At 72.7% G+C, this 24,560-nt stretch carries 23 protein-coding genes; 11 read left to right on the top strand and 12 right to left on the bottom strand.

All coding sequences use genetic code 11. From position 1 onward, the window contains the following. The first annotated feature begins 15 nt into the window (after positions 1-15). Positions 16-867, top strand: coding sequence for a bifunctional methylenetetrahydrofolate dehydrogenase/methenyltetrahydrofolate cyclohydrolase (locus ACFO4E_RS28610; RefSeq protein ID WP_378580175.1), 852 nt, complete (start codon positions 16-18; stop codon positions 865-867). A gap of 109 nt (positions 868-976) precedes the next feature. Here the strand turns inward: ACFO4E_RS28610 and ACFO4E_RS28605 are convergent, their stop codons facing one another. Then, entirely contained in the window at positions 977-1,582 is a 606-nt protein-coding gene (locus ACFO4E_RS28605; RefSeq protein WP_378533589.1) for an FHA domain-containing protein, read from the bottom strand. Positions 1,583-2,084: 502 nt separating this feature from the next. Between ACFO4E_RS28605 and ACFO4E_RS28600 the strand changes: the two genes are divergently transcribed. Both ACFO4E_RS28600 and ACFO4E_RS28595 read left to right on the top strand, forming a co-directional pair. Then, positions 2,085-2,468 (top strand): DUF3017 domain-containing protein, encoded by a 384-nt coding sequence (locus tag ACFO4E_RS28600; protein WP_378580174.1) that lies wholly within the window; start codon positions 2,085-2,087, stop codon positions 2,466-2,468. Positions 2,469-2,720: 252 nt separating this feature from the next. Then, the gene (locus ACFO4E_RS28595; protein WP_378580173.1) at positions 2,721-3,938 is read left to right on the top strand and encodes an NADP-dependent isocitrate dehydrogenase; all 1,218 of its coding nucleotides are present in this window, start codon (positions 2,721-2,723) and stop codon (positions 3,936-3,938) included. Positions 3,939-4,427: 489 nt separating this feature from the next. On the opposite strand, the gene ACFO4E_RS28590 is transcribed toward ACFO4E_RS28595, so the two are convergent. The 5 genes from ACFO4E_RS28590 to ACFO4E_RS28570 all read right to left on the bottom strand — a co-directional run bounded on the left by ACFO4E_RS28590 (position 4,428) and on the right by ACFO4E_RS28570 (position 7,481). After that, positions 4,428-5,645 (bottom strand): LCP family protein, encoded by a 1,218-nt coding sequence (locus ACFO4E_RS28590; RefSeq protein ID WP_378580172.1) that lies wholly within the window; start codon positions 5,643-5,645, stop codon positions 4,428-4,430. Between the two features lie 121 nt (positions 5,646-5,766). Continuing rightward, positions 5,767-6,168 (bottom strand): spore-associated protein A, encoded by a 402-nt coding sequence (locus ACFO4E_RS28585; protein ID WP_378580190.1) that lies wholly within the window; start codon positions 6,166-6,168, stop codon positions 5,767-5,769. 193 nt (positions 6,169-6,361) lie between these two features. Next, positions 6,362-6,802: a PIN domain-containing protein gene (locus ACFO4E_RS28580; protein ID WP_378580170.1), complete on the bottom strand. Its 441-nt coding sequence runs from the start codon at positions 6,800-6,802 to the stop codon at positions 6,362-6,364. Next, entirely contained in the window at positions 6,799-7,038 is a 240-nt protein-coding gene (locus tag ACFO4E_RS28575) for a DUF6364 family protein (protein WP_378580168.1), read from the bottom strand. The genes ACFO4E_RS28580 and ACFO4E_RS28575 overlap by 4 nt, the downstream gene beginning before the upstream one ends. 152 nt (positions 7,039-7,190) lie before the next feature. Next, the gene (locus ACFO4E_RS28570) at positions 7,191-7,481 is read right to left on the bottom strand and encodes a hypothetical protein (protein ID WP_378580166.1); all 291 of its coding nucleotides are present in this window, start codon (positions 7,479-7,481) and stop codon (positions 7,191-7,193) included. Positions 7,482-7,874: 393 nt separating this feature from the next. On the opposite strand from ACFO4E_RS28570, the gene ACFO4E_RS28565 reads away from it, so the two are divergent. Further along, entirely contained in the window at positions 7,875-8,690 is an 816-nt protein-coding gene (locus ACFO4E_RS28565) for a helix-turn-helix domain-containing protein (RefSeq protein WP_378580164.1), read from the top strand. Beyond that, positions 8,683-8,859 (top strand): DUF397 domain-containing protein, encoded by a 177-nt coding sequence (locus ACFO4E_RS28560; RefSeq protein ID WP_378580162.1) that lies wholly within the window; start codon positions 8,683-8,685, stop codon positions 8,857-8,859. Before ACFO4E_RS28565 ends, ACFO4E_RS28560 begins: the two co-directional genes overlap by 8 nt. A gap of 6 nt (positions 8,860-8,865) precedes the next feature. Here ACFO4E_RS28560 and ACFO4E_RS28555 read toward each other — a convergent pair whose 3' ends face one another. The 4 genes from ACFO4E_RS28555 to galT all read right to left on the bottom strand — a co-directional run bounded on the left by ACFO4E_RS28555 (position 8,866) and on the right by galT (position 14,523). Next, complete coding sequence (locus ACFO4E_RS28555; protein WP_378580160.1) at positions 8,866-11,001, bottom strand: alpha-galactosidase; 2,136 nt, start codon at positions 10,999-11,001, stop codon at positions 8,866-8,868. 41 nt (positions 11,002-11,042) lie between these two features. Beyond that, the gene (gene galK, locus ACFO4E_RS28550; protein WP_378580158.1) at positions 11,043-12,314 is read right to left on the bottom strand and encodes a galactokinase; all 1,272 of its coding nucleotides are present in this window, start codon (positions 12,312-12,314) and stop codon (positions 11,043-11,045) included. A 101-nt stretch (positions 12,315-12,415) separates the two neighbouring features. Then, a complete protein-coding gene (gene galE / locus ACFO4E_RS28545; protein ID WP_378580156.1) occupies positions 12,416-13,393 on the bottom strand; it encodes a UDP-glucose 4-epimerase GalE in 978 nt (325 codons plus the stop codon). Then, positions 13,390-14,523 (bottom strand): galactose-1-phosphate uridylyltransferase, encoded by a 1,134-nt coding sequence (gene galT / locus ACFO4E_RS28540; protein ID WP_378580188.1) that lies wholly within the window; start codon positions 14,521-14,523, stop codon positions 13,390-13,392. Before galT ends, galE begins: the two co-directional genes overlap by 4 nt. 679 nt (positions 14,524-15,202) lie before the next feature. Here galT and ACFO4E_RS28535 point away from each other — a divergent pair. The 5 genes from ACFO4E_RS28535 (at position 15,203) to ACFO4E_RS28515 (ending at position 21,022) form a co-directional block, all read left to right on the top strand. Continuing rightward, the gene (locus ACFO4E_RS28535) at positions 15,203-16,342 is read left to right on the top strand and encodes a YihY/virulence factor BrkB family protein (protein WP_378580186.1); all 1,140 of its coding nucleotides are present in this window, start codon (positions 15,203-15,205) and stop codon (positions 16,340-16,342) included. 468 nt (positions 16,343-16,810) lie between these two features. Then, positions 16,811-18,058 (top strand): glutamate--cysteine ligase, encoded by a 1,248-nt coding sequence (locus ACFO4E_RS28530; RefSeq protein ID WP_378580154.1) that lies wholly within the window; start codon positions 16,811-16,813, stop codon positions 18,056-18,058. Then, positions 18,045-19,283 carry a M20 family metallopeptidase gene (locus ACFO4E_RS28525; protein WP_378580152.1) on the top strand — a complete coding sequence of 413 codons (1,239 nt, stop codon included), beginning with the start codon at positions 18,045-18,047 and terminating at the stop codon, positions 19,281-19,283. Before ACFO4E_RS28530 ends, ACFO4E_RS28525 begins: the two co-directional genes overlap by 14 nt. 48 nt (positions 19,284-19,331) lie before the next feature. Then, on the top strand, positions 19,332-20,429 hold the full coding sequence (locus tag ACFO4E_RS28520) for an adenosine deaminase (RefSeq protein WP_378580150.1): 1,098 nt from the start codon (positions 19,332-19,334) through the stop codon (positions 20,427-20,429). Beyond that, positions 20,426-21,022 (top strand): PH domain-containing protein, encoded by a 597-nt coding sequence (locus tag ACFO4E_RS28515; protein ID WP_378580148.1) that lies wholly within the window; start codon positions 20,426-20,428, stop codon positions 21,020-21,022. Before ACFO4E_RS28520 ends, ACFO4E_RS28515 begins: the two co-directional genes overlap by 4 nt. Before the next feature lie 485 nt (positions 21,023-21,507). On the opposite strand, the gene ACFO4E_RS28510 is transcribed toward ACFO4E_RS28515, so the two are convergent. Next, complete coding sequence (locus ACFO4E_RS28510; RefSeq protein WP_378580184.1) at positions 21,508-22,308, bottom strand: purine-nucleoside phosphorylase; 801 nt, start codon at positions 22,306-22,308, stop codon at positions 21,508-21,510. Positions 22,309-22,410: 102 nt separating this feature from the next. Next, the gene (locus ACFO4E_RS28505; RefSeq protein WP_378580146.1) at positions 22,411-22,863 is read right to left on the bottom strand and encodes a gamma-glutamylcyclotransferase family protein; all 453 of its coding nucleotides are present in this window, start codon (positions 22,861-22,863) and stop codon (positions 22,411-22,413) included. Positions 22,864-23,017: 154 nt separating this feature from the next. On the opposite strand from ACFO4E_RS28505, the gene ACFO4E_RS28500 reads away from it, so the two are divergent. Beyond that, the gene (locus tag ACFO4E_RS28500) at positions 23,018-24,400 is read left to right on the top strand and encodes an NAD(P)H-quinone dehydrogenase (RefSeq protein WP_378580144.1); all 1,383 of its coding nucleotides are present in this window, start codon (positions 23,018-23,020) and stop codon (positions 24,398-24,400) included. The last annotated feature ends 160 nt before the right edge of the window (positions 24,401-24,560 follow it).

Genomic DNA, 24,560 nt, shown 5'->3' with positions numbered 1-24,560 from the left:
GGAAGGGCGCAACATATGAGCGCGCAGATCCTGGACGGCAAGGCCACCGCGGCGGCGATCCGAGCGGAGCTGGCGGACCGCGTGGCGGCGCTGCGGGCCAAGGGCGTCGTGCCCGGCCTGGGCACGGTGCTCGTCGGCGACGACCCGGGCAGCCACTCCTATGTGAAGGGCAAGCACCGCGACTGCGCCGAGGTCGGCATCGCGAGCCTGCGCCGCGACCTCCCGGCCTCGGCGACCCAGGCCGATGTCGAGGCCGCGGTGGCGGAGCTCAATGCCGACCCGGCGTGCACGGGCTACATCGTGCAGCTCCCGCTGCCCCGGGGGCTGGACGAGAACCGGGTGCTGGGCCTCATCGACCCGGACAAGGACGCCGACGGCCTCCAGCCGCAGAACCTGGGCAAGCTGGTGCTGATGGAGGACGCCCCGCTGCCGTGCACGCCGCGCGGGATCGTGGAGCTCCTGACGCGCTACGGGGTCGCCCTGAAGGGCGCCGAGGTCGTGGTCGTGGGGCGGGGTGTGACCGTGGGCCGCCCGCTGGGGCTGCTGCTGACCCGCCGCAGCGAGAACGCGACGGTGACCCTGTGCCACACCGGTACGCGCGACCTCGCCGAGCACACCCGCCGGGCCGACATCGTGGTGGCCGGGGCCGGTGTCCCTGGGCTGATCACCAAGGACATGGTGCGGCCGGGGGCGGCGGTGCTGGACGTCGGTGTCACCCGGACCGAGGAGGGCCTGGTCGGGGATGTGGCGCTGGACGTGCGCGAGGTGGCCGGGCACGTGGCGCCGAACCCGGGGGGTGTGGGGCCGATGACCCGCGCGATGCTGCTGGTCAACGTGGTGGAGGCCGCGGAGCGCCTGGCCGGCTGAGAGCGGCGCCGGCACTACCGCGTGGCGCGCCGCCCGGATGCGGTGGGGTGGGCCCGTCCGGTGCGGCGCGGATGGCAAGGGGCCTCTACCGGGAGGAGGCCCCTTGGAGTCAGCTGGCTTTGCGTTCCCGGTCCAGCACGGGCATCGGGCGTACCAGGCCGAGGGCGACCACCTCATTGGCGAGCCGCGTGCGGCGGTTGGGGCCCTCGGGGATTCGGAATTTCTGGTAGAGGCGGAGCAGGTGCTGTTTCACAGCGGCCTCGGTCACGACCAGGTCTTCGGCGATCTCCCGGGCGGTGGCCGGGGAGACGAAGGCTTCGTCGGAGAGAGCGGGGCGGCAGAGCGACGTGAGGACGTCGAGCTCCCTCCGGGTGAGTTCGGGAGCGGCTCCCCTGCGCAGTTCCACGTCAGGGTTGAGCTCTTCCCGGGGCAGGCCGCCGATCTTGCAGCGCGCGCTCCCGAAGCTGACGACGTCGCCTTCTTCGAGGACGCGGCGTGCGATGGGACGGCCGTTGACCCTGGTGCCGTTGCGTGAGAGGCCGAGGTCGACCACGTAGACGTACGGCCCGCGGCGCACCAGCTCGGCGTGGAGCTGGGACACGCTGGGGTCGCTGAGGTGGATATCGGCTCCTTCTCCGCGTCCGACGGTGGTGACCTCTGTCTTGAGCTGCTGTACGTCCCCGCTTTCCTCGACCCGCATGTAGGGCCCGTCCACGGTTCCTCCCAGTGTGGGGCGCGGCCTGTGGGGGAGTGCACGGTGGGGCGCGGCAGTGCGCATTGCGGTGGAGACGGTTCGGTCGGGTATCGCTGGTTGAGTGGGATTCATGGGGGGCTGTCCTCGCTCACCGTGGCACTCGTCTCCTCACTGGTTACCCGGGCGCCGGACGTTCTACGCTCTTACTGCCGAGTTAGACAGGTATCTCAGCACGTTTACGGTATTTCCCGGGAATAGGGTCAGACGCGACATCACAGCGCCCGCGGCCGATACGGTGGGGCGTGAGGCGGGAGCAGAGCGGTCTCATTACAATGGGTTCCGCTGTGGCCAGTGACGATGGGTAGTCGGACCAAGCCGGCTCCGCCGTCGGTTTCACGCGCGCCGTGGTTTGGGTCGCGGCACCGCCGTTCGCGGCCGGTCCGCGCCAGGGCCCGTCCGGTCCGCGGGAGCCGTTTCCGGATTCGTGCGTGCGAGCGTGAGGTTTACGGTGGGCCAAAAAGCGGTGGAGGAAGCGGTAGCACCCGAGGCACACTCATCCGAGGAGGAGCCCGATCCGGCGACCGCGCCCGAGGACGGGCGGCCCGGCGACGGGCCGGCGCCCGCCCCTGGCGGCGAAACGCCCGGGTGGCTCTCCCAGGTCCCCTACTTCCTGGTGCTGGCGACCATGGCGGCGGGGATCGTCGTCGTGGCCGCCGCGTATTTCAAGCGCGGCCCGGCGCTGATCGCCGGCGCCCTGCTGCTTGCCGCGGCGTTCCGGTGGCTGCTGCCCCCCGAGAAGATCGGCATGCTGGCCGTGCGCAGCCGCTGGGTCGACATCGCCACCGTGACCGTGCTGGCGGTCGCGCTGATCGTGCTTGCGTGGGTAGCGCCGCAACTGTCCGCGTAGGCGTCTAATAAGCTTGATATCGAGATACCGCATATGTTCGATCGACGGAGCCGCTGATAGGCCGGTGGGGCCGCTGTGCAAGCGTGTGGACCCGGTGCCGGCGCGGTCCACGGCTTTGCGGCCGTCTCACGAGGCACGGCGTGGACCGCACGCCGGCGCCGCGCCGTGCGAGCCCCGGCGCGGCCCGTCGCGTCCGCGCCGGGCCTCCCGCCACACGACGGCCAACCGCAATGAAGGGACAGCCACGCAGCCATGGCCAAGATCAAGGTTGAGAACCCCGTAGTCGAGCTCGACGGCGATGAGATGACCCGCATCATCTGGTCGTTCATCAAGGAGCGGCTGATCCTGCCGTACCTCGACGTCGACCTGAAGTACTACGACCTCGGCATGGAGGAGCGCGACCGCACCGACGACCAGATCACGGTCGACGCCGCGAACGCGATCAAGGAGTTCGGGGTCGGCGTCAAGTGCGCGACCATCACGCCCGACGAGGCCCGGGTCGAGGAGTTCGGCCTGAAGAAGATGTGGCGGTCGCCCAACGGCACCATCCGCAACATCCTCGGCGGCGTCGTCTTCCGCGAGCCGATCATCTGTGAGAACGTCCCCCGGCTGGTCCCGGGCTGGACCAAGCCCATCATCATCGGCCGCCACGCCCACGGCGACCAGTACCGGGCCAGCGACTTCAAGGTGCCCGGCCCCGGCACGGTGACCATCACCTACACGCCCGAGGACGGCAGCGAGCCCGTGGAGATGGAGGTCGCCAACTTCCCGGAGGGCGGCGGCATCGCCATGGGCATGTACAACTACCGCAAGTCCATCGAGGACTTCGCGCGCGCCAGCCTGAACTACGGCCTCGACCGCGGGTACCCGGTGTACCTGTCGACCAAGAACACCATCCTCAAGGCCTACGACGGCATGTTCAAGGACGTGTTCGCCGAGATCTTCGAGACCGAGTTCCAGGAGAAGTTCGACGCCGCGGGCATCACCTACGAGCACCGGCTGATCGACGACATGGTCGCCGCCGCGCTCAAGTGGGAGGGCGGCTACGTCTGGGCGTGCAAGAACTACGACGGTGACGTGCAGTCCGACACCGTCGCGCAGGGCTTCGGGTCGCTGGGCCTGATGACCTCGGTGCTGCGCACCGCCGACGGCCGCACGGTCGAGGCCGAGGCCGCCCACGGCACGGTCACCCGGCACTTCCGCCAGCACCAGCAGGGCAAGCCCACCTCCACCAACCCGATCGCGTCCATCTTCGCCTGGACGCGCGGCCTGGAGCACCGCGGCAAGCTCGACAACACCCCCGCGGTGACCGGGTTCGCCACCGCCTTGGAGGACGTCGTCATCAAGACCGTCGAGGGCGGCCAGATGACCAAGGACCTCGCCCTTCTGGTGGGTGCCGAGCAGGAGTGGCTGACCACGGAGCAGTTCCTGGCCGCGCTGGACGAGAACCTTCAGAAGCGCCTCGCCTGATCCCTCGGGATCGCGCGTCCGCACGACCGGGCCGTCCCGCCGCACCGCGGCGGGGCGGCCCGCCGCATTGTGCGGGAGGCGTCCGCGCGGGCGGCGGGAACCGTGCGGACCGGATTCCCGGTTTTCGCCCGCGCGGGCGCGCCGGATGCGAGAATGAAGCACACCGACACGGACGGTGAACGTTCCGGGGTGGTGCGTCGAACACCACTGTCGTGCGATTCGCGTAGTTCGCGAACATTGCCCTATATTGGGACCATCGGCCCGTCGGCATGCCCGACGGACCGTGGTCGCGGCCTCGTCTCAGACGAGGCCATCCAGGCCGACGTGCCGGCCACGCGCCCGCTGGGGGGTAGGCGCGCGCGGTGCGGAACGTCAAGGGAAGGGCCCGTCGCTTCGGCGACGGGCCCTTTCTCTTTCTCTCTTGCGACGGGTTCGTCCGCCGGCCGCGGCCGCGGCCCCGTGGGGGTCGGCGCACCGCGGCCGCGCGGATCAGTCCTGCAGCGCCGACTCCGGGATCTCGCGGCCCTCCTGCATGGCCGTGAACATCTCGGCCGACAGCGTCTCGTCCCACAGCACCACCGACCCCACATTGGGCAGTGTGGGTGTGGAGCCCACGGGCACCGAGGTGGTGGCCGGGCTCTCGCGCATGGCCAGCGCCAGGCCGGCCAGGTCGCTGAGGTGGTCGTCCTCGTCGACCATGAACGTGTCGGTGCCCTCCATGACCAGCGGCACCGACCGGAACGGGTTCACCAGGGTCTCGGTGGCGGTCGACTGCGTGATCAGGGCGCTGAAGAACTCGCGCTGCCGCTGGATGCGGTCGAGGTCGGCGCGGATCGTGGCGCGCGTGCGCACGTAGCCCAGCGCGGTCTGCCCGTCCATCTGCTGGCAGCCCGCCTCGATGTCCAGGCCCGCCTTGGGGTCCTCCATGGGCTCCTCGGGGCACATCTCCACCCCGCCCACGGCGTCGACGATGTCCACGAACCCCGCGAAGCCGATCTCGACGTAGTGGTCGATGCGCACCCCGCTCGCGTCCTCGAACGACTGCACCAGGGTGTCGGGGCCGCCGCCCAGCTCCTCGGAGAACGCCGCGTTGATCTTGTTCTCGCCGATCCCGGGGATGGGGACGTAGGAGTCGCGCGGCACGCTGATGATGGTGGGCCGGCCCTCGCCCTCGGGCACGTACAGCACCATGATCGTGTCGGTGCGCTTGCCCTCGGCCTGGCCGGTGCGCAGGTTCTGGAGGTCGTCGTCGCTGAGCCCGTCCCGGCTGTCGGAGCCCACGATCATGTAGGTCGTGCCGGGCTGGTCCTCGGGGCGCGCGTCATCGGCGGCGGGCATCGCGTCGAGCCGTTCGAGCCGGGAGTCGGCCCAGAAGTAGAACGCCGCCGGCACCACGAGGATCACGATGAGCAGGGTGACCAGGATCGTGCGCCGGCGGCGCCGGCGCTGCTCGCGCTGGCGGCGGGCGCGTCCGGAGCCTTCGTACTCGCGCCCGCGCGGCGGCCTGGGGGTTCCGCCGTCGGCCGGTGCCCGGCGCCGTTCCTGCCGCGGCCCGCCCGCCGAGCGCTGCCCGGACTCCCGGGGCCGGTACATGCGCTCGATCTCGTCGGGACCACCGCCGGCGCCCCTGCGGAACACGGCGGTCCGGTCGGCGTCGTCGGCGGAGTCCCCCCGCCCTCGGTCTCGCCTGCTCGGCCCGTCAGCCATTTCTACGGTCGCCCATCTGTCGGTCCCCCATGTCGCGTGACACTTTCGTCCGATAAGACTCGGCACATGGTAGTTCGGTTCAACAGTGTGTTGACCAGGCCGGAGAAAGCAGGGGGAGGGGTCACCCGCAGTTGGTGCCGGCCTTGCCCGCCTGCTGGCCGCCGGTGATGCCGCTCCAGGTGACGCACTGCCCGGCGGCCTCCAGGTAGACCGGCCCCGCGTACTCGGTGAAGTCGCCGGTGTCCAGGACGGCGGAGTCGGGGTCGTCGGAGCGCGCCAGCTGGACGTCCATCGGCAGCCGCTCACCCGCGGAGCTGCGGACGTTGACGGCGCAGTTGCGGCCGTTGGCGGCGTTGTAGGTGAGGAAGACCGTGCCGGCGCCGCCGGGCAGGTCGGCCGAGTTGACGACCCCGTACCCGGAGCCGCAGACGTCGTTGTAGGAGGCGGCGGACGCCGGGGCCGCCAGGACGGCGGCCGTGGAGAGGGCCGCGGCCAGGGCCGCGCTCGCGGCGGCCGTCTTCATCGGGAATCGCACGTGAGGACCGGGTTTCGTCAGTGCCGGAAGGGGCCGGACAGCGGAGGAGAGGGCCACGGCGCCGGGCAGGCTCGGGGCGGACCTGGCCGGGACGGCGGGCCCCCGATTCTAGGCCATGCCCGCACCGCCGCCCCGCCCGGATCCGACCGCCACTGATCAGGCCACCGGCCAGGCAGCAGGATCACGTATCGAGCAACGGATTCTCGATGAGAAGGCTGCCGAACCTTCGGCCGTGCTGGAGGTCTTCGGAGAGCAGCCTCGCGGCTCCCGCCCTGAGTGCCGCCTCGACGATCAAGGCGTCCCAGAAGGCCAGCGTGTGCTGCTCCGCGAGTGCGCCCGCTGCGACGATCAGTGCCGGGTCGGTCGGTACGGTGCACCAATCGGTGTACGCGGCGACGAGGCCGCGGGCCTTGCTCCCGGGCAGTGGTGGTTTGAGCTTCTTGGTGGCTACGGCGTAGAACTCCTGAAGCACCTGGGTGCTGAGGACACCGTTCTCGGTGCGCCACAGCTGGGTCAGAACGTCCCTGGCGCGTCCGGCGCGCGGATCGTCTTCGCTGACGCCGTGGGCGTAGAGCAGGATGTTGGTGTCGATGAAGATCGGCTCGGAGAGTGCGTCGGTCACCGGTCGTACAGCTCCCCACGGGTCCAGTGAGGAGCCTGGCGCCCCGACCCGGCTGCCTCGTTCATGGACTCCAGTGCTGCGCGCATTGCCTGGTTGCGTCGGCTCCGGGCCGCGATCCGGTCCCTCAGATCCCGCGCCACCATGGCGCTGACGGAGGTGCCTTCCTCGGCTGCCAGGACCTTCGCCTCGCGGACGAGTTCCTCGTCGAGTTGGATGGTCAGGTTTCTGGTCGACATGACCACAGTCTAGCGTGTGCTCCACAGGATTTCACGTGGAATGGTCAGGATGGCGCGACGGCGCCAGGGCCGTTGCGGGCCTGTGAGGGGGTGTTCGACGAAGCCCGTGGCCGGAGGGTGCTCCAGTCACGGGCCGAGGGTGAACGACGAGATCAGGTCTGGAAGCCGGGGTGGCCGTACATGGGGTACTCCCAGAGGTAGTTCCGGAGTTCGGGTTCGGTCATCCGGGCGAGGGTTTCGCGGACGTGGGCGTCCCATTTCTCGCGGATGGCGACGGGCTCGTTCGGAGGGAGCTTGGCAACGCGGGTCTCGTTGCCGCTTTCGGCCGCGAAGATCCGGAAGCCCAGGAGGTCGGGGCTGTCCAGCTCTCGGATCCCGACTCCGTGGTCCAGGGCCCAGCGGCGCAGTTCCGGCATGGTGACCTGCCGGATGTCGGAGATCATGCGACGGCCTCCAGCCGCTGGGCCCGTGCAGCCGCCAGTGCCGTGCGCGTGCGTCGTGCCAGTCACGCGGCGCGTGCAAGACGCGCGCTGTATTCGTCTTGTTCCCATTTCACCCGGTACGGCCGTACGCGGTTGCGTCGTTTGGGTACGCTGTTCATCGCCATCGTTGCTTCTCCCAGGGGTAGACGGTGGCCGTGCCCCGGGTCGTGTGGAGCGACGCCGGGGCGGCCTGCGTTCAAGGGTGTGATCAGCGAAACCGCGATCACATGTCCATAGTGCTCTGGCGCAGGTGCCGTCATAAGTCCTTGGCGGACGATGAGTGGTAGTGGGCAGTCCCGTGGATTTATGAAGGATTTCTCTGAAAAGCATGGCGGGACGTGGTGCACTAGTGAGATGGCAGACACGAAAGGATCCACGGCGGCGCGGAGATTCGGACGCGAGCTGTCACGGCTCCGCAAAGGTCGCGAACTCACTCAGGACGCGCTTGCGCGCCTCATAGGGGACGTCAGCGCGTCCCATCTGTCGAACCTCGAACGCGGCTACCGGGAACCGACACCCGGTCTCGTCGCCCGCCTGGACGCGGCCATGCGGTTGGGAGACCATTTCGCCCGAACGTGGGACGACGTGAGCGGCAGTGGGCGTCAGGCATGGTTGGAAGAGGTCTCGGTGCTGCTACGCCAGGCTGCTGCGCTGTACGACTACCAGGGGTTCGTCTTCCCGGGATACCTACAGACGGATGCCTATGCCCGGACGATCATCCGCGCCGGTGCGCCATGGCTCTCCGCCGAGCAGGTCGAGGACAAGGTGAACGAGCGACGTGCCGACGCGGACGCGATCCTGGCCACGGAGAGCCCATCCCTGTGGGCAGTCGTCGACGGGACGGTGCTGGACCGCCGCTACGGCTCTGCGAAGATCATGCTGGAGCAGTTGACCCATGTGGCCGATCTCGTGGAGCGCGATCGGCTACACCTGCAAGTCCTCCCCCCTGCCTCGGCGCGGCATCCCGGTGTGTCCGGTTCGTTCATCGTCATCGGGGGCAATCCGGACGCGGTGTACGCGGAGAGCATCCATGAGGGGCAGATCGTCACATCGGCCGAAGGTGTGGCTCGATACCGGATGCTGTACGGGGCGCTACAGGCCGCGGCGCTGGACCACGACACCACGGCGACCATGCTCCGGGACGAAATGAGAAAGTTGGAGCATGAGTGACATGAAGGCTTGGCACAAGTCCAGCTACAGCGGCGCGACGAATCAGTGCGTCGAGGTGGCGGAAGGGCGAACCACCCTCGTCCGCGACACGCAGCACAGAGACGGCGTGACGCTCACCATCCCCGCGTCCGAGTGGCACGCATTCCTCGCCGACCTCGCCAGCCTGTAGGGACGCTCAGCGGACCGCGCGCACCCGCACCAGGCACGCCTGCTCCGGGTGGAGGGCGGGGAACCGCAGGCCGACCGTTGTGAGTACCCGGCCGGGGACGCGCAGCGTCCCCGCCGCGGCCCACGGGGCGGCGGGGTGCGGGGGCGGCGGCCCGGCGGGGTCGAGGAGGGCGACCTCGTAGTCGCACGCGGGGTCGAGCCCCGGGAGCGGGACCGGATCGGGCACGGCCGGCTCGGCGGAGGCGAGGCGGGCCAGGCAGAACACCGCCTCGGAGCGGTCGGCGGCCACCGTGCCGCGCAGGACGTCCGAGGTGCCGGGGAGGTCGGCGTGCACGGCGTCGCCGCTGTGCAGCAGGGGCCGCAGCTCCTTGTAGAGGGCGATCGCGCCCGCGAGCCGCTCCAGTTCGCGCCGCGGGGCGCGGGTGATGTCCCACTCGATGCCGAAGTGGCCGAACAGCGCCGTGGCGACGCGGAAGGACAGGTCGTGGGTGCGTCCGGTGGTGTGCGAGCGCGCGGAGCCGACGTGGGCGCCCACGAGTTCCGGCGGCAGGAACAGCCCGGTCCACAGCTGGACGGTCTGCCGTTCGAGGGGGTCGATGCAATCGCTGGCCCAGACGCGGTCGGTGCGCTCCAGGATCTCCAGGTCCACCCGGCCGCCCCCGGAGGAGCAGCTTTCGATCTCGACCCGCGGGTGGCGCGCCCGCAGCTCGTCCAGCAGCCGGTAGACCGCCCTGGTCTGGGTGTGGACGCCGGCGCGGCCCTGGTGGCCGGCCTCGACGAGGTCCCGGTTGTGGTCCCACTTGAGGTAGCCGATGGCGTACTCGCTCAGCAGGGCGTCGAGCCGGCCCAGGATGTGGGCGTAGGCGCCGGGATGGGCGAGGTCGAGCACCTGCTGGTGGCGCCAGGCGACGGGCAGCGCGCCGTCGGGGCGGCGCAGCGCCCAGCCGGGGTGCGCGCGGTAGAGGTCGGAGTCGGGGCTGACCATCTCGGGCTCGACCCACAGGCCGAACTCCATGCCCAGGTCGCGCACGCCGTCGACGAGGGGGTGCAGGCCGTCGGGCCATACGCCGCGGTCGACGTGCCAGTCGCCGAGCCCGGCGGTGTCGTCGCGCCGGTTGCGGAACCAGCCGTCGTCCAGGACGAAGCGCTCCACCCCGATCCCGGCGGCGGTGCGGGCGAGGCTTAGCAGGCGGCCGGGGTCGTGGTCGAAGTAGACCGCCTCCCAGGTGTTGAGGACGACCGGGCGCGGCCGGTCGGGGCCGGGGTGGCCGGGGCGGGCGCGCAGCCGGCGGTGGAAGGCGGCGGCGATGCCGTCGAGGCCGCGCGCGCTGTAGGCGGCGTGGATCCAGGGGGTGGTGTAGGAGCCGCCAGGGGCGAGGATCATCTCGCCGGGCAGGAGGAGTTCGCCGCCGCCCAGCGCGGAGCCGCCCTCCGGCCGGCGCTCGGCGTAGGTGACGTGGTCGCCGCTCCAGGCGACGTGCACGCCCCACACCTCGCCGCTGCGGAAGCCGAACCCGGGGGTCCCCGCCAGCAGGCCGATGGTGGCGTCGTGGCCGGTGCGCCCGCGGCGGCTCTCCCGCACCCACGCGCCGGCGGGGAAGGGGTGGCGCTGCGGGTGGCGCTCCCGGGACCAGCGGCCGGTGAAGTCGAGGATCTCGGCGGCGCGCCGGGGGACGGGCAGGGCGGCTTCCAGGCCGTCGAGGACGTAGGGGGCGTCGCCGTCGTTGCGGAGGGTGTGGCGCAGCCGGAGCAGGCCGGAGGGGTCCAGGTGCAGTTCGCCGGTCAGGGTGAGCGCGGCGGAGGCGTCGGTGGCGCGGTAGGCGGCCGAGGCGGTGTCGTGGGTGAGGGGGCCGTCGAGGGTGAACGACGCCGCCCAGTCGGCGCCGGAGCGGTGCCCGCGCAGCCCGGGGCGCCCGCTGTAGCCGGTGCCGGGGTCGGGCACCAGCCCCGGCGGGGCGGCGACGTCGGGGGCGTTGCCGACCTGCGGCGGGGCGATGGCGCGCAGCAGCGCGGCACCGCCGGCGCCGTCCAGGTCGCCCAGAGGCGCGCCCCAGTGCACGACGGAGGGCAGGCCGGGCCCGCGTACGTCGAGGACGACGCCGGCCTCATCGGTTCGCAGGTGCAGGATTCCGGAGGGGTGCATGGGGGCCGGCTTTCTCGGCGGGCGGTCACAGGATGCGGGGGTCACCGGATGCGGCGGGCCCCGGGGGCGGCGGTGGCCGCGCGGATGTGGGGGGCCCGCCAGCCGCGGGCGGCGAACGCCTCGGTGACGGTGGCGCGGACCCGGTCGACGCGTTCCTCGGGGACCAGGGCGATGGCGCTGCCGCCGAAGCCGCCGCCGGTCATGCGCGCGCCGCGCGCGCCCGCGCGCACCGCGGCCTCCACCGCGGTGTCGAGTTCGGGGCAGGAGACCTCGAACTGGTCGCGCAGCGACAGGTGAGAGGCGGTGAACACCGGCCCCAGTTGCGCGGTCGCGCCCGCGCGCAGCAGGCCGACGGCGGCGTTGACCCGGTGGATCTCGGTGACCACGTGCTGGACGCGCTTGACCAGCACGGGGTCGCGCAGTTCGCGCAGCGCGGCGGCGAGGTCGTCGACGTCGCGCAGGGCCGCGACGCCCAGCCGTTCGGCGGCGCGCTCGCAGTCGGCGCGGCGGGCCGCGTAGCCGCTCTCGGGGTCGGCCAGCCGGTGCTGCACGCGGGTGTCGATGACCAGCAGGCGCAGGCCGGCCTCCGCCAGCGGCAAGGGGACGTTGCGGGCGCCCTCGGTGCGGCAGTCGAGGAACAGCGCGTGGTCCTCTTTGCAGCGCAGCGACGCGCTCTGGTCGAGGATGCCGGTGGGCGCGCCGACGAAGGCGTTCTCGGCGCGGTGGGCGACGCGGACCATGGCCGGGAGGTCGCCGGCCAGCCCGGTCAGGCCGAACGCGTCGACCAGTGCCACCAGGGTGGCGGATTCCAGGGCGGCCGACGACGACAGGGCCGCCCCCACCGGCAGGTCGGAGTCGAGCAGGATGCGCGCGCCGGTGCCGGCGGGGAGGTGGCCGGCGTCGCGCGCGGCCCAGAACACGCCCGCGACGTAGCCCGCCCAGCCGGTGACGGCGGGGCGCGCGGGGTCGAGGTCGGCGGTGCGGAAGACGACGGGCGCGCCGGGGCGCTGTGCGCTGCGGACCTCGACGGTGGCGTCGTCAGCGGGGGACAGCGCCAGCGACACCCCCCAGGGCAGCGCCATGGGAAGCACCAGGCCGTCGTTGTAGTCGGTGTGCTCGCCGATGAGGTTGACGCGCCCCGGCGCCCGCCACACGCCGAGGGGGGCCGCGCCGTAGGCGTCGGCGAACGCCGCGGCGAGCTCCCCCGGGTCGACGGTGTCCTTCACCGGCCACTCCTCGGGGGCGGCGGCCTTCGGCGCCGGGGGGCCGGAGGGGCGCCGGAACGGCGCGAGCAGGCGGCGGATCCGGCTCATCTGATGACTCCTTGGTGGGGTGCCCCGGCCCGGCCGGGGAGGAAAGCGCGTCCGTGGCCATGGTGGCCTGCCGGCGCCGCGTGCCGGAAACGGGACGGGGGTCAGGCGGCCGGCCCGCCGACGGCGGCGGAGGCGGTGTGGAACGCCCACGCGTCGGCGATGATGCCGTGCAGGCCGGGGCGGCGCGGGATCCAGCCGAGCCGGGACCGGGCGAGGTCGCTCGCAGCCACGAGGACGGCGGGGTCGCCGGGGCGGCGGGCGCCGTCGACCTGGGGGATGGGGTGCCCGGTGACCTCGCGGCAGGTGTCGATGACCTCGCGCACCGAGAACCCGGCGCCGTTGCCCAGGTTGAACACCTGGTGCTCGCCGGGCGTGCAGTGCTCCAGGGCGAGCAGGTGGGCGTCGGCGAGGTCGGCGACGTGGATGTAGTCGCGCACGCAGGTGCCGTCGGCGGTGGGGTAGTCGGTGCCGTTGACGGCGACGTGGCCGCGCTCGCCCGATGCCACCTGGAGGACGATGGGGATCAGGTGGGTCTCGGTGGTGTGGCGTTCGCCGCGTCCCGCGTAGGCCCCGGCGACGTTGAAGTAGCGCAGGCTCACGGCGCCCAGGCCGTGCATGCGCGCGTGCTCGGCCAGCGCGGTGTCGATCGCGGCCTTGGAGGCGCCGTAGGGGGTGGCGGGGCGGACGGGGGCGTCCTCGCGGATGGGCGCGGAGTCGGGTTCGCCGTAGACGGCCGCGGTCGAGGAGAACACGATGCGGCCCACCCCGGCGGCGCGCATCGCTTCGAGGAGGGCGAGGGAGGCCCCGGTGTTGCCGGACCAGTACAGCTCGGGGCGGGCGACGGATTCGGCGACGAGGGACTTCGCGGCGAAGTGCAGGACGGCGTCGATGCCGCCGGCCAGCACGGCGGCGGCGTGCTCGCGGACGCCGCCCTCGACGAACGCACAGCCGCCGGGGACCGCGGTGCGGTGCCCGGTGGACAGGTCGTCGAGCACGACGACGTCGTGCCCGGCCTCGACCAGCCGGGCCGCCACGACCGAGCCGATGTAGCCGGCGCCGCCGGTGACCAGGATCCTCATGCTCCGTCCCTTCCGTCGGCCCCCGGGGCGCCCGCGGTGGCGGGCCGGTAGGCCGCGCGCAGCCGGCGGGCGGCGTCCTCGGGCGCGATGTCGTTGATCCACGCGGCCATCCCGGACTCCGAGCCGGCCAGGTACTTCAGCTTGCCGGGGGCGCGCCTGAGTGTGAACAGCTCCAGGTGCGCGGCGAAGGCGGGGTCGGGCGCGCCCGCGGTGTCGACCGGCGCCTGGTGCCAGGCGGCGATGTAGGGCGCGGGGGTGTCGAACAGGGCGTCGAAGGCGCGCAGGAGCCCGAGGAGGACGCCGGCGAGGTCGGCGCGCTGGTCGTCGTCGAGGCCGGGCAGCCAGGGCACGCGGCGCAGGGGGAACAGCCGCACCCCGTAGGGCCAGCGCGCGGCGGCGGGCACGTAGGCGATCCAGTGGTCGGACTCGGCCACGACGCGCACCCTGGCGGCGCGCTCGGCGGCGACGACGTCGTCGAAGAGGTCGGTCCCGGTGCGGGCGCGGTGGGCGCGGGCGGAGCCGAGCATGCGCGCGATGCGCGGGGGCACGAACGGGTAGCCGTAGATCTGGCCGTGGGGGTGGTGCAGGGTGACGCCGATCTCCTCGCCGCGGTTCTCGAAGGGGTAGACGTGGGCGACGCCGGGCAGGGCGGCGAGCGCGGCGGTGCGGTCGGCGAGCGCCTCGATCACGGTGCGGGCCCGGCGGGGGGTGAGGCCGGCGAAGGACGCGCCGTGGTCGGCGGTGAAGCAGACGACGTCGCACCGCCCGGCGCCGGGGCGTCGGGTGAGCGCGGGGTCGGCGGGCCCGGCGGGCGGTTCCCCGGGGGCGAGGGAGGGGAACCGGTTCTCGAAGACCACGACGTCGTAGTCGGCGGCCGGGATCTCGGTGTGGCGCTCGCCGGTGCTGGGATCGAGCGGGCACTGGTCGGTGGGCGGCAGGTGGGTGCGGTTCTGCCGGTGTGCCGCCAGGGCCACCCACTCGTCGAGGAGCGGGTCGTGGCGCAGTTCCGCGGTGGGGGAGAAGGGGGCGAGTGGGCGGCGATCGGGGGTATCGGCCCTGTCGGTGCCGGGGGATTCGTCGTAGTAGATGATCTCCCGACCGTCGGCCAGCCGGCCGGTCGATCGCCATATCTGTCGACTTCGCACAAATTCAGTCTAGAGCACCGTGATTCCCGGGTGAAGACGGTCGAAGTTGATCGGAATTGATCGCTCTGCCGGGTTGGATCGCGTCGGAGGCCATCGGTCAGCGGCCGGGGCGGCTCGGGCGCACGTGCACGCCCGGGGGCGGCCGGCCGGGTCCCCCGCATCCCTCGCGCACCGGGGCCCTCCCGGCCGCCGTGCGGGCTCGGGGCGGGGTGGCGGTTCCGGCGCCCGGGCCGTGCGGAGGGCATCCGGGCGGTGCCGGTGAATGCTGCTTCGAAGCTTTGCGGTGGACCGTCCTCCGGGGGTACAGGGGGTGCGCGGCGGGCCGCCGCGGGGGCGGGAGCGCGTCTGCCGAAGCGGTGGCCGCGGACCCGCCGCGGGCCGTGTTCCGCGTAGCGCACCCACAGCGGTCCGGTCCTGTCCGCAGGGACATCGTTCCTTCCGGAACCCGCCGCCCGGGCGCCCGGACCTTCCGGCCGGCGGGGTGCATCGGGGTCGGGACGGCACAAAGGCGGCGGTCCCGGGCGCGTCCCCTTCTGTGATCGCGGGGTGGGGATTACGGTCGGTCCACACCGGGCAGGTCCGCTGCGGCCGAAAGCGCTCCGGTGCGCGACGGGACCGCCGGGACGCGCAGACGCGACGACGCAGGAAGGGGGCCGCGGTGCCGATGGCCTCATTCGGCGGCGCCAAGGACCGCGCGCGCCACTACGGCCGCATGGCGATGGAGCGCTACTGGGCGGCGCGGCGCCGCCGGCCCGGGTTCGACCACCTCGTGCGCGCCTACGAGCGCTACGCCGACCAGCGCGGCACCCAGCTCGCCGCGGCCGTCACCTACTACGCCTTCCTCTCCTTCTTCCCGCTCGTCGTCCTGGCCTTCGCTGCCGTGGGCTACCTCGCGGCGTTCGAGGAACCCGCGCGCGCCTACCTGCAACAGGCCCTCACCGACCTGCTCCCGGGGATCGCCGCCGAGCTGCGGGTGGACCAGATCGCCCGCGCGCGCGCCGGAGCCGGGATCGTCGGCGTCGTCGGCCTGGCCTACACGGGCCTGTCCGCGATCGCCGCCGTGCGCGAGGCGCTGCACCAGATCTGGCTGAAGCACTCCTCCGACGGGCCCAACCCCGTCCTGGCCAAGGCGCAGGACATCGTGTTCATGCTGGTCCTGGGCTTCGCGATGCTGACCTCGGTCGCGCTCACCGGAGTGGCGCAGGCGGCGACCCGCTGGTCGCTGTCGTGGATCCACCTGGAGGGCTCTCTCGCGGCGGTCGCCGCCACCCGCCTGCTCGGCCTGGTGATCGCGATCGGGGTGAGCCTGCTCGTCTTCCTGCTGCTGTTCGGGCGGTTGTCGGGCACCCGCCGGCCCTGGCGGCTGCTGTGGCGCGGAGCGCTGCTGGCCGCGGTCTGCTTCGAGGTCCTCAAGGCGGCCGGTGCGCTGCTCATCAGCGGCATCCTCGACGACCCCGTGTACGCGTCGTTCGCGGTCCTGGTGGGGCTGCTCTTCTGGATCAACATCGTCATGCGGGTGGTGCTGCTCTGCGCCGCCTGGACGGCGACCTGGCTGGCCGTGCCGCCGCCCTACCAGGGGCCGGTGCCGGTCCCGATGACCGTGGCGCGCCGCTCCGCCGAAGCGGTCCACCCGGTGGCCCGGTCCGCCGCCGTGCCGCGGGAGCCCGAGGGGGCCGGCGCGGCGCTGCGGCGCATCCGGTCGGCGGCCCGGCGGGCCGCGCTGCCCTCGGTCGTCGCCGGAGTGGTCGGATTCGCGGTGTGGGCGCGCCGCCGTTCGGTCCGGCACGGCCGCTCCGCGCGGTGAGTGCGTCCGGTCGCGAGCCGATATGGTGTCCGATACCGGACGCACGCACCGCCAAACATCACGTATTCGTCACTTCCCGGTAAGCCACTCGGATGTTGTGTACCGTGATACGTGATCACGGGGGGTGGCGTGTACCCGGCATCCGGACGGGCCGACCGCCCGCCGACGCGTGCCGGTGCCCGCGCGGCCGCACCGACCTGCGCGGGTCAGGGGCCGGGGGCGGCCCGGCGACCGCCTTCCAACGGGGCTCATAGCGCGTCTGACATCCTCAGCCGGCGATAGGCCGCCGCGCGTTTCCCAAGGGGCCGCATCGGCGACGCCGGCCGGGAGCCCGACGGACATCCGCGATCGATCACACCGGGGAGTGGAATCGGCCATGGCGCACACGGACACGCGGGGCAGCGCCTCGCCTATCGTGCGTCATGTGCCGGTGGGCGAACCGGTCCGACGACTGTGCGGAGGTTGATCGTGGCCATCCAATTCAACGCATCCGAACGCGCCACCCTCGGAGTGGAGTGGGAACTCCAGCTCGTCGACCTGCACACCCGCCACCTGCGCCAAGAGGCGCAGCAGGTCCTGGGCGAGCTGCCCGACCTCAGCGAGACCCCCGCCCACCCGCCGCTGCGCCACGAGCTCATGCAGTGCACGGTCGAGGTGGTCACGGGCATCTGCGAGACCGTCGACGAGGCGAAGTCCGACCTCGCGCGCACCATCGGCCGGCTCGACGAGGTCCTCGAACCGCGCGGCGCCGCTCTGCTGTGCGCGGGCACCCACCCGCTCGACGACTGGCGCGACCAGACCCTGTCGCCGGTGCAGCGCTACGGCGAGCTCATCGACCAGATGCAGTGGCTGGCGCGGCGCATCCTCACGTTCGGCGTCCACGTGCACGTGGGGGTGCGCTCGCAGGAGAAGGCGATCCCCATCCTGAACGCGCTCGCCAAGTACCTCCCGCACTTCCTCGCGCTGACGGCGTCCAGCCCGTTCTGGAGCGGCCACGACACCGGCCTGGCATCGAGCAGATCCATCGTGTTCGGCGCCCTGCCCACGGCCGGCCCGCCGCCGCACCTGCCGCACTGGGGCGCGTTCGAGGACTACATGGCGACCCTGCTGCGCGCCGGCACCATCTCCAGCATCAAGGAGGTGTGGTGGGACGTCCGGCCGCACCCCGACTTCGGGACCATCGAGATCCGGATGTTCGACGGCATCCCCACCCTCCGCGAGGTCGGGATGGCGGCGGCGCTCTCGCAGTCCCTGGTGAGCCTGTTCGACCAGCAGCTGGACCGCGGCTACGGCCTGCCCGCCCCGCCGTCCTGGGTGGTCGCCGACAACAAGTGGCGGGCCACCCGCTACGGCCTCGACGCCCGCGTCATCACCGACGAGCACGGCACCACCGTGCCGCTGCGCGACGACCTCTTCGAGCTGATCCGCGAACTCGAACCCGTGGCCGCGCGCCTGGGCTGCGCCGACGACCTCGACGTGGCCTCGGAGATCCTCGACAAGGGGGCCTCCTACGAGCGCCAGCGGGCCGTGATCGAACAGGGCGGGACGCTCAACGACGTCGTGGACGCGCTCGCGGCCGAATTCCGCGCCGGGGGGATCGGCCCGACCACGGGCACGGGGACCCCCGCGGCGCGCACAGCACCCGACGACGCCGGCGGCAACGACGGCCGGCACCATCCGCCGAGGAACAGGGGACCATCGCATGCAGGGGCGTGACCTGCGAGAGCAGCTGACCGCTTTTCTGGCTCGCCGTGAGCGCGAGTTCATCGAATTCCGGCGCGATCTCCACATGCACCCCGAGCTGGCGTTCGCCGAGCATCGGACCACCCAGAGACTGGCCGAGCGGTTGCGCGCCGCCGGCCTCGCGCCGCGGACCCTCCCGCAGGGCACCGGCCTGATCTGCGACATCGGATCGGGCGACGGCCCCATGGTCGCGCTGCGCGGCGACATCGACGCGCTTCCGCTCACCGACGAAAAGGACGTCCCCTACCGCTCCACCGTCCCGGGCGCCGCGCACGCCTGCGGCCACGACGTGCACACCACGGTCCTGCTGGCCACCGGGTTGTTCCTGGCCCAGCAGGCGCACGCCGGCGCGCTGCCCGGGCGGGTGCGGCTCATCTTCCAGCCCGCCGAGGAGCTGCCCGGCGGCGCCCGCGAGGTGATCGACGCCGGCGGCATCGAGGGCGTCGACCGGATCTTCGCGCTCCACTGCGACCCCCGCCTGCTGTGCGGGCAGGTGGGGCTGCGCACCGGCCCCATCACGGCCGCCTGCGATCAGCTGCTGGTGCGGCTGTCGGGCGCGGGCGGGCACACGGCCCGGCCGCACCTGACCACCGACCTGGTCTACGCGCTCGGCAAGATCGTCACCGAGCTGCCGGCGGCCCTGTCGCGGCGCGTCGACCCCCGGGCGAGCTTCAGCCTCGTGTGGGGCAGGGTCAGCGCCGGGTCGGCGCCCAACGCCATCCCCGACGACGGCGTGGCCGAGGGCACGGTGCGCTGCCTCGACGACGACGCCTGGCACGCCGCCCCCGACATCATCAAGGAGCTCATCGACTCCGTGGCCTCGGCGTACGGCGCGGCCGCCGAGCTGGACTACCGGCGCGGGGTGCCGCCCACGGTGAACGAGGCGGGCAGCGTGCAGATGCTGCGCGACGCCTGCGCCCAGACGCTGGGCCAGGAGGCCATCGCCACCACGCCGCAGAGCCTCGGCGGCGAGGACTTCGCCTGGTACCTGGAGCACGTCCCCGGGGCGCTGGCCCGGCTGGGCACGCATTCGCCCACGTCCGACGAGCCCATGCTCGACCTGCACCGCGGGACCTTCGACATCGACGAGCGCGCGATCGGCGTCGGCGTGCAGGTCATGGCCGCCGCCGCGCTCACCTCCCTGTGGGAGGGCGCACGGCCGGCCGGCGACCAGATGGAGGACGCCGCGCTGGCCTGACCTGGGGTACGGGCGACCGCGGGGGGCCGCTGGTGGCATGCTGATCGCATGAGCCACGACCTGACCCTCGACCGTATCCGGCAGGCGCCCAAGGTGCTGCTGCACGACCACCTCGACGGCGGGCTGCGGCCGGCGACGGTCGTCGAACTGGCCGACGCCGCCGGATACTCCCAGCTGCCCACCGAGGACCCCGCCGAGCTGGGCGCGTGGTTCCGCGAGGCGTCGCACTCCGGTGCGCTGGAACGCTACCTGGAGACCTTCCGGCACACCGTGGGGGTCATGCAGACCCGCGACGCCCTGGTCCGCGTGGCGGCCGAGTGCGCCGAGGACCTCGCGGCCGACGGCGTGGTCTACGCCGAGGTCCGCTACGCCCCCGAACAGCACTTGGAGGCGGGGCTCACCCTGGACCAGGTGATCGAGGCGGTGCAGGAGGGCTTCGAGCTGGGCCGGCGGCGGGCGGCCGAGCAGGGGCGCACCATCACGGTGGGCACGCTGCTCACCGCGATGCGGCACGCCGCGCGCTCCCGGGAGATCGCCGAACTCGCCGTCCGCTACCGCGACTCCGGGGTGGCCGGGTTCGACATCGCCGGGGCCGAGGCCGGCCACCCGCCGACCCGCCACCTGGACGCCTTCGAGTACCTGCGCCGGGAGAACGCGCACTTCACCATCCACGCCGGCGAGGCGTTCGGGCTGCCGTCGATCTGGGAGGCGCTGCAATGGTGCGGGGCCGACCGGCTCGGGCACGGGGTGCGGATCGTCGACGACATCGAGCAGGGGGCCGACGGCGATGCCCGCCTGGGGCGGCTGGCGGGCTACGTCCGCGACAAGCGCGTGCCGTTGGAGATGTGCCCCACCTCCAACGTGCAGACGGGCGCGGCGGCCTCCATCGCCGATCACCCGATCGGGCTGCTGCGCAGGCTGAACTTCCGGGTGACGGTGAACACCGACAACCGGCTCCAGAGCGGCACGACCCTGTCGGCGGAGTTCGCCGAGCTCTGCGCGGCCTTCGGCTACGACTGGGACGACCTCCAATGGTTCACCGTCAACGCCATGAAGTCGGCGTTCCTGCCGTTCGACGAGCGCCTGGCGCTGATCAACGGGCGGATCAAGCCGGGGTTCGCGCAGCTGAAGTGGGCGTCGAGATGAAGCCGCTGACCTCTCCGGTGTCGCGGATCCTGGCGTGGGCCTGGATCGGCGTCGTGGTCGTGCTGCTCGGCGACCTGGCGCTCAACGGGTCGGGGCGCGGTTCGCTCGTCGCCGGGGCCGTGCTGCTGGTGAGCGTGGGCGCGGTCTACGTCCTGTGGCTGCGGCCGCGGGTGGTGCCCACGCAGCGCGGGCTGCGGATCATCAACCCGATGCGCGAGACGTTCGTGCCGTGGTCGGCGTTCACCTGGGCCGATGTCACCGATGTGCTGCGGGTGCACGCCGGCGACCGCGTCTTCCGATCGTGGCCCCTGCGCGAGACCAAGCGCGCGAAAGTCCGCGAGAACATGCGCCGCGCCGGCGACGGCGTCGCGCTCGACGACGACGCCGACCCCCGCGACCTGCGCCCCATGGACCTCGCGGCCCGGGAGCTGCGCCGCGAGGCCGAGCGCCGCAAGGCGGAGCCGGCGCCGTCCGGTCCCGAGCCGGCGGGTGCCCCCGGTGTGACGGAGCCGACGACGGTGTGGTCGCCCGACCCCGTAGTGGCGCTGCTGGTCCCCTTGTTCCTGCTGGCCATGGCGCTTCTGGCCGGCTGACGGCGAGGGCGCTGCGCGCCGCGGGGGACGTCCGGGGGCCGGGCGTCCCCCGTTTCGCGTGCGGCGGGGTTGACCCGGACGACCAATGCTGATTAGGTAAGGCATGCCTAAGGAAATGGCCGCGGGGTTCCGGTGTCTGCGCGGATCACCGGAACCCCGCTCGGCCGCTTCCGCGGGCATGCGGGTCAACTGAATAGCGGGCGCGTCGCAGGCACGGATCGCCACCCGTGCCGCCGGCACCCGGGGGTCGCGGGGACCCGTCAACGGGAACCGGCGCGGCGGCGCGCGAGATCGACCGATCGACGACCGGCACGGCCGTACCCCTCGAAGTGGCGGGGTGCGGCCCTGCCGGCCCGCCGCGGCCGGCCCCGGCGTCCGCCATCCTGGGCCTCGGGATGCTGCTCGCCACGCAGGCGCCGGACGCCGGCCGCGGACGGAGCGCGATCACCCTGCGGGAGGAGCCCCGGTGCCCGGCGCGGCCGCCCTCAGAGCCGCATGAGGACCTTGTTCAGCAGCTCGCCCAGGCGCAGTGCCCGCTGGCGGACGACGTCGAGGGCCTTCTCGGAGTCGAACGGGTCGAAGACCGCGTTCACGGCGTCGTTGCTGACCATGGCCAGGCCCAGCACGTCGGCGCCCATCTCCACCGCCGCGATGGTCTCCAGGGCGATCGACCGCCCCACCAGGTCGGCGCCGGCGTTGCGCAGCATCACCAATTCGGCCTGGGTCTGGAACTGCGGGCCGAGCATCGACGCGTAGACCCCCTCGGCCAGCGACGGGTCGGCGTCGCGCACGATGTCGCGCAGCCGCTCGCTGTAGGCCCCGGTGAGGTCCACGAAGTCCGGGCCGGTCAGCGGGGACATCGAGGTCAGGTTGATGTGGTCGCGGATGACGATGGGCTGGCCCACCGAGAAGTCGGCGCGCAGCGACCCCGCCGTCCCGGTGAGCACGACGGTCGAGGCCCCGGCCGCGACGCCGGTGCGCACCGCGTGCGCCACCCGCATCGGGTCGTGCTCCTCGTACAGGTGCGTGCGGCCCAGGAAGACGGCGACGCGCTTGGCGCCCACCCACATGCTGCGGACCTTGGTCGAGTGCCCGGCGGCCGTCGGCGGGGTGAACCCCGGCAGGTCGGCGACGTCGAGCTCGATGTCCGGCGTCCCCAGGGAGTCGGCGGCCCCCGACCACCCCGATCCGAGAACGACCATGGCGTCGTAGCCGTCGGCGCCGCTACGGTGTTTCAGCTCGTCCGCGGCGGCGTCGGCCAGTTGCTTCGCATCGGCCGTCCGCATTTCCGGATGCGCTTGCGTGGATTCGCTCACACTTCCGGAGCGTACCTTTTCGTGACCGTTTCGTTCCGTAGCGTGGCCGGTGTGTCCCCGTACCCGCCGTGCTCAGGCCGTGGGGCGCGCCAGCAGGTCGGCGATGTAGGAGGCGGGCGCGCCGGCCTTCTCGGCGGCGTCGGCCAGCCGCCCCAGGCGCTCCGGCGTGGGCAGGCCGCCTTCGTAGTCGTCGAGCACGTGGGCCCACGCGGTGGCGTCGCCGTCGAGCAGGGTGCGCACGCGCACCCGGATCCGCGCGTAGGAGGCCGAACCGCCCTCGTCATCGCCCGCCACGTGGGGTTCGTCCCATTCGCAGACGTCGTAGACGGCGACGAACACGCTGGAGCCCGGATGCTCCACCAGCGTCGGCAGCGCCCCGCCGGGCCGGGCGTGCCCGCCGCCGAACGTCAGCCGCCAGCCCTCCAGCCAGCCGGTACTCCACAGCGGTGATCGGGGCGCCCGCACCCCCATTCGGTGGGGGTCCAGGTTGGCGCTGTAAGCGGCGTACAGAGGCACGCGGGACATCGTACGACGCCGCGGGTATCCCCGCTGCGTATTCCGTGACTCGGTATGGCGGAGAATGGAGACGGCGAGACAAGTGAAAGACCCAGGCGGAGGCCCATGGGCCGGTGCCGCCCGCGGTGCGGGCGGCCGGTCCGCCAGAAGGAGTGAAGCAGTCGTGACGAAGGTCGTGATCATCGGTGGCGGTCCCGGGGGCTATGAGGCGGCACTCGTCGCCGCCCAGTTGGGAGCCGACGTGACGGTGGTGGACCGCGACGGCATCGGCGGCGCGTCCGTGCTCACCGACTGCGTCCCCTCCAAGACCCTCATCGCCACCGCGGTCCGCAACGCCTACATCAAGGACGCCCCCAACCTGGGCATCCGGGTCGGCACCGGGCCGGGCGACACGTGCAGCACCGCCGCCGACATGAAGAAGATCAACGAGCGGGTCAAGCGCCTGGCCGTGGCCCAGTCCGAGGACACCGCCGCCCGCCTGGTGAAGGAGGGGGTCGAGATCATCCCGGGCGAGGCCCGCCTGGTCGACCCCCGGATCATCGCCGTCGGCGACCGCCGGATCTCGGCCGACGTCGTCCTCATCGCCACCGGCGCCCACCCGCGCGAGCTGGCCAGCGCGCGGCCCGATGGCGAGCGCATCCTCACCTGGCGCCAGATCTACGACCTGGAGTCGCTGCCCGAGGAGCTGATCGTGGTCGGGTCGGGTGTCACCGGCGCCGAGTTCGCCAACGCCTACCAGGGGCTGGGCTCCAAGGTCACCCTCGTCTCCTCGCGCGACCGGGTCATGCCGACCCAGGACGCCGACGCCGCGGAGGTCCTGGAGGGCGTGTTCCGCCGCCAGGGCATGCAGGTGCTGGGCAACACCCGCGCCGAATCGGTCGTCAGAACCGACGAGGGCGTGCTGGTCACGCTCTCCGACGGCCGCACCGTCACGGGCACCCACTGCCTCATGACCGTCGGCATGATCCCCAATACCGCGGGCCTGGGCTTCGAGGAGGCCGGCATCCGGCTCGACGCGGGCGGGTTCGTCCAGGTCGACCGGGTATCGCGGACCTCGGCCCCCGGGGTCTACGCCGCCGGCGACTGCACGGGCGTGAACATGCTGGCGTCGGTCGCCGCCATGCAGGGCCGCATCGCCATGTGGCACGCGCTGGGCGAGGCGGTCGCCCCGCTGAAGCTGTCCACCGTCGCCTCGACCGTGTTCACCCACCCGGAGCTGGCGGCGGTGGGGGTGAGCGAGGAGGACGTGCGCAGCGGCCGGGTCGACGCGCGCGTCGTCAACCTGCCGCTCGACACCAACTCGCGGGCGAAGATGAACAACAGCAAGGACGGCTTCGTCAAGCTCATCTGCCGCCAGCACACGGGCATCGTGCTGGGCGGCGTCATCGTGGGCCCGCGCGCCAGCGAGCTCATCCTGGGCGTGTCCATCGCCGTCCAGCAGCGCCTGACCGTCGACGAGATCGCGCACACCTTCGCGGTCTACCCCTCCCTGTCGGGCAGCGTCACCGAGGCCGCGCGCTCGCTGATGCTGGCCTCCCCGGAGTAGCCCCCCGGCCGCGACACGGAAGGACCCCCGGCCCTTGGCGGATTCTTGGGGTCCTCGCAACACCTGATGGCTTACGTGGTCGTCAGTAGATCACGCAGGCGCTCGGCTGGGGTTTTCCAGTCGAGCGTTTTGCGTGGTCGGCCGTTGAGTTGCTGGGCGA

It is taken from the genome of Nocardiopsis mangrovi (assembly GCF_042653925.1).
In the GTDB taxonomy this organism is placed as follows: Bacteria; Actinomycetota; Actinomycetes; order Streptosporangiales; family Streptosporangiaceae; genus Nocardiopsis_B; species Nocardiopsis_B mangrovi.
The sequence above is the reverse complement of the archived record's forward strand: the minus strand, read 5'-3'. Positions and strand labels throughout refer to the sequence as shown.

Excerpts from the sequence above, each read along its gene's own strand:
- ACFO4E_RS28610 (WP_378580175.1), top strand. The coding sequence starts at position 16 with ATGAGCGCGCAGATCCTGGACGGCAAGGCCACCGCGGCGGCGATCCGA.
- ACFO4E_RS28595 (WP_378580173.1), top strand. The coding sequence starts at position 2,721 with ATGGCCAAGATCAAGGTTGAGAACCCCGTAGTCGAGCTCGACGGCGAT.
- ACFO4E_RS28590 (WP_378580172.1), bottom strand. The coding sequence starts at position 5,645 with ATGGCTGACGGGCCGAGCAGGCGAGACCGAGGGCGGGGGGACTCCGCC.
- ACFO4E_RS28585 (WP_378580190.1), bottom strand. The coding sequence starts at position 6,168 with ATGAAGACGGCCGCCGCGAGCGCGGCCCTGGCCGCGGCCCTCTCCACG.
- ACFO4E_RS28575 (WP_378580168.1), bottom strand. The coding sequence starts at position 7,038 with ATGTCGACCAGAAACCTGACCATCCAACTCGACGAGGAACTCGTCCGC.
- ACFO4E_RS28570 (WP_378580166.1), bottom strand. The coding sequence starts at position 7,481 with ATGATCTCCGACATCCGGCAGGTCACCATGCCGGAACTGCGCCGCTGG.
- ACFO4E_RS28565 (WP_378580164.1), top strand. The coding sequence starts at position 7,875 with ATGGCAGACACGAAAGGATCCACGGCGGCGCGGAGATTCGGACGCGAG.
- ACFO4E_RS28560 (WP_378580162.1), top strand. The coding sequence starts at position 8,683 with ATGAGTGACATGAAGGCTTGGCACAAGTCCAGCTACAGCGGCGCGACG.
- ACFO4E_RS28555 (WP_378580160.1), bottom strand. The coding sequence starts at position 11,001 with ATGCACCCCTCCGGAATCCTGCACCTGCGAACCGATGAGGCCGGCGTC.
- galK (WP_378580158.1), bottom strand. The coding sequence starts at position 12,314 with ATGAGCCGGATCCGCCGCCTGCTCGCGCCGTTCCGGCGCCCCTCCGGC.
- galE (WP_378580156.1), bottom strand. The coding sequence starts at position 13,393 with ATGAGGATCCTGGTCACCGGCGGCGCCGGCTACATCGGCTCGGTCGTG.
- ACFO4E_RS28535 (WP_378580186.1), top strand. The coding sequence starts at position 15,203 with ATGGCCTCATTCGGCGGCGCCAAGGACCGCGCGCGCCACTACGGCCGC.
- ACFO4E_RS28525 (WP_378580152.1), top strand. The coding sequence starts at position 18,045 with ATGCAGGGGCGTGACCTGCGAGAGCAGCTGACCGCTTTTCTGGCTCGC.
- ACFO4E_RS28520 (WP_378580150.1), top strand. The coding sequence starts at position 19,332 with ATGAGCCACGACCTGACCCTCGACCGTATCCGGCAGGCGCCCAAGGTG.
- ACFO4E_RS28515 (WP_378580148.1), top strand. The coding sequence starts at position 20,426 with ATGAAGCCGCTGACCTCTCCGGTGTCGCGGATCCTGGCGTGGGCCTGG.
- ACFO4E_RS28510 (WP_378580184.1), bottom strand. The coding sequence starts at position 22,308 with ATGCGGACGGCCGATGCGAAGCAACTGGCCGACGCCGCCGCGGACGAG.
- ACFO4E_RS28505 (WP_378580146.1), bottom strand. The coding sequence starts at position 22,863 with ATGTCCCGCGTGCCTCTGTACGCCGCTTACAGCGCCAACCTGGACCCC.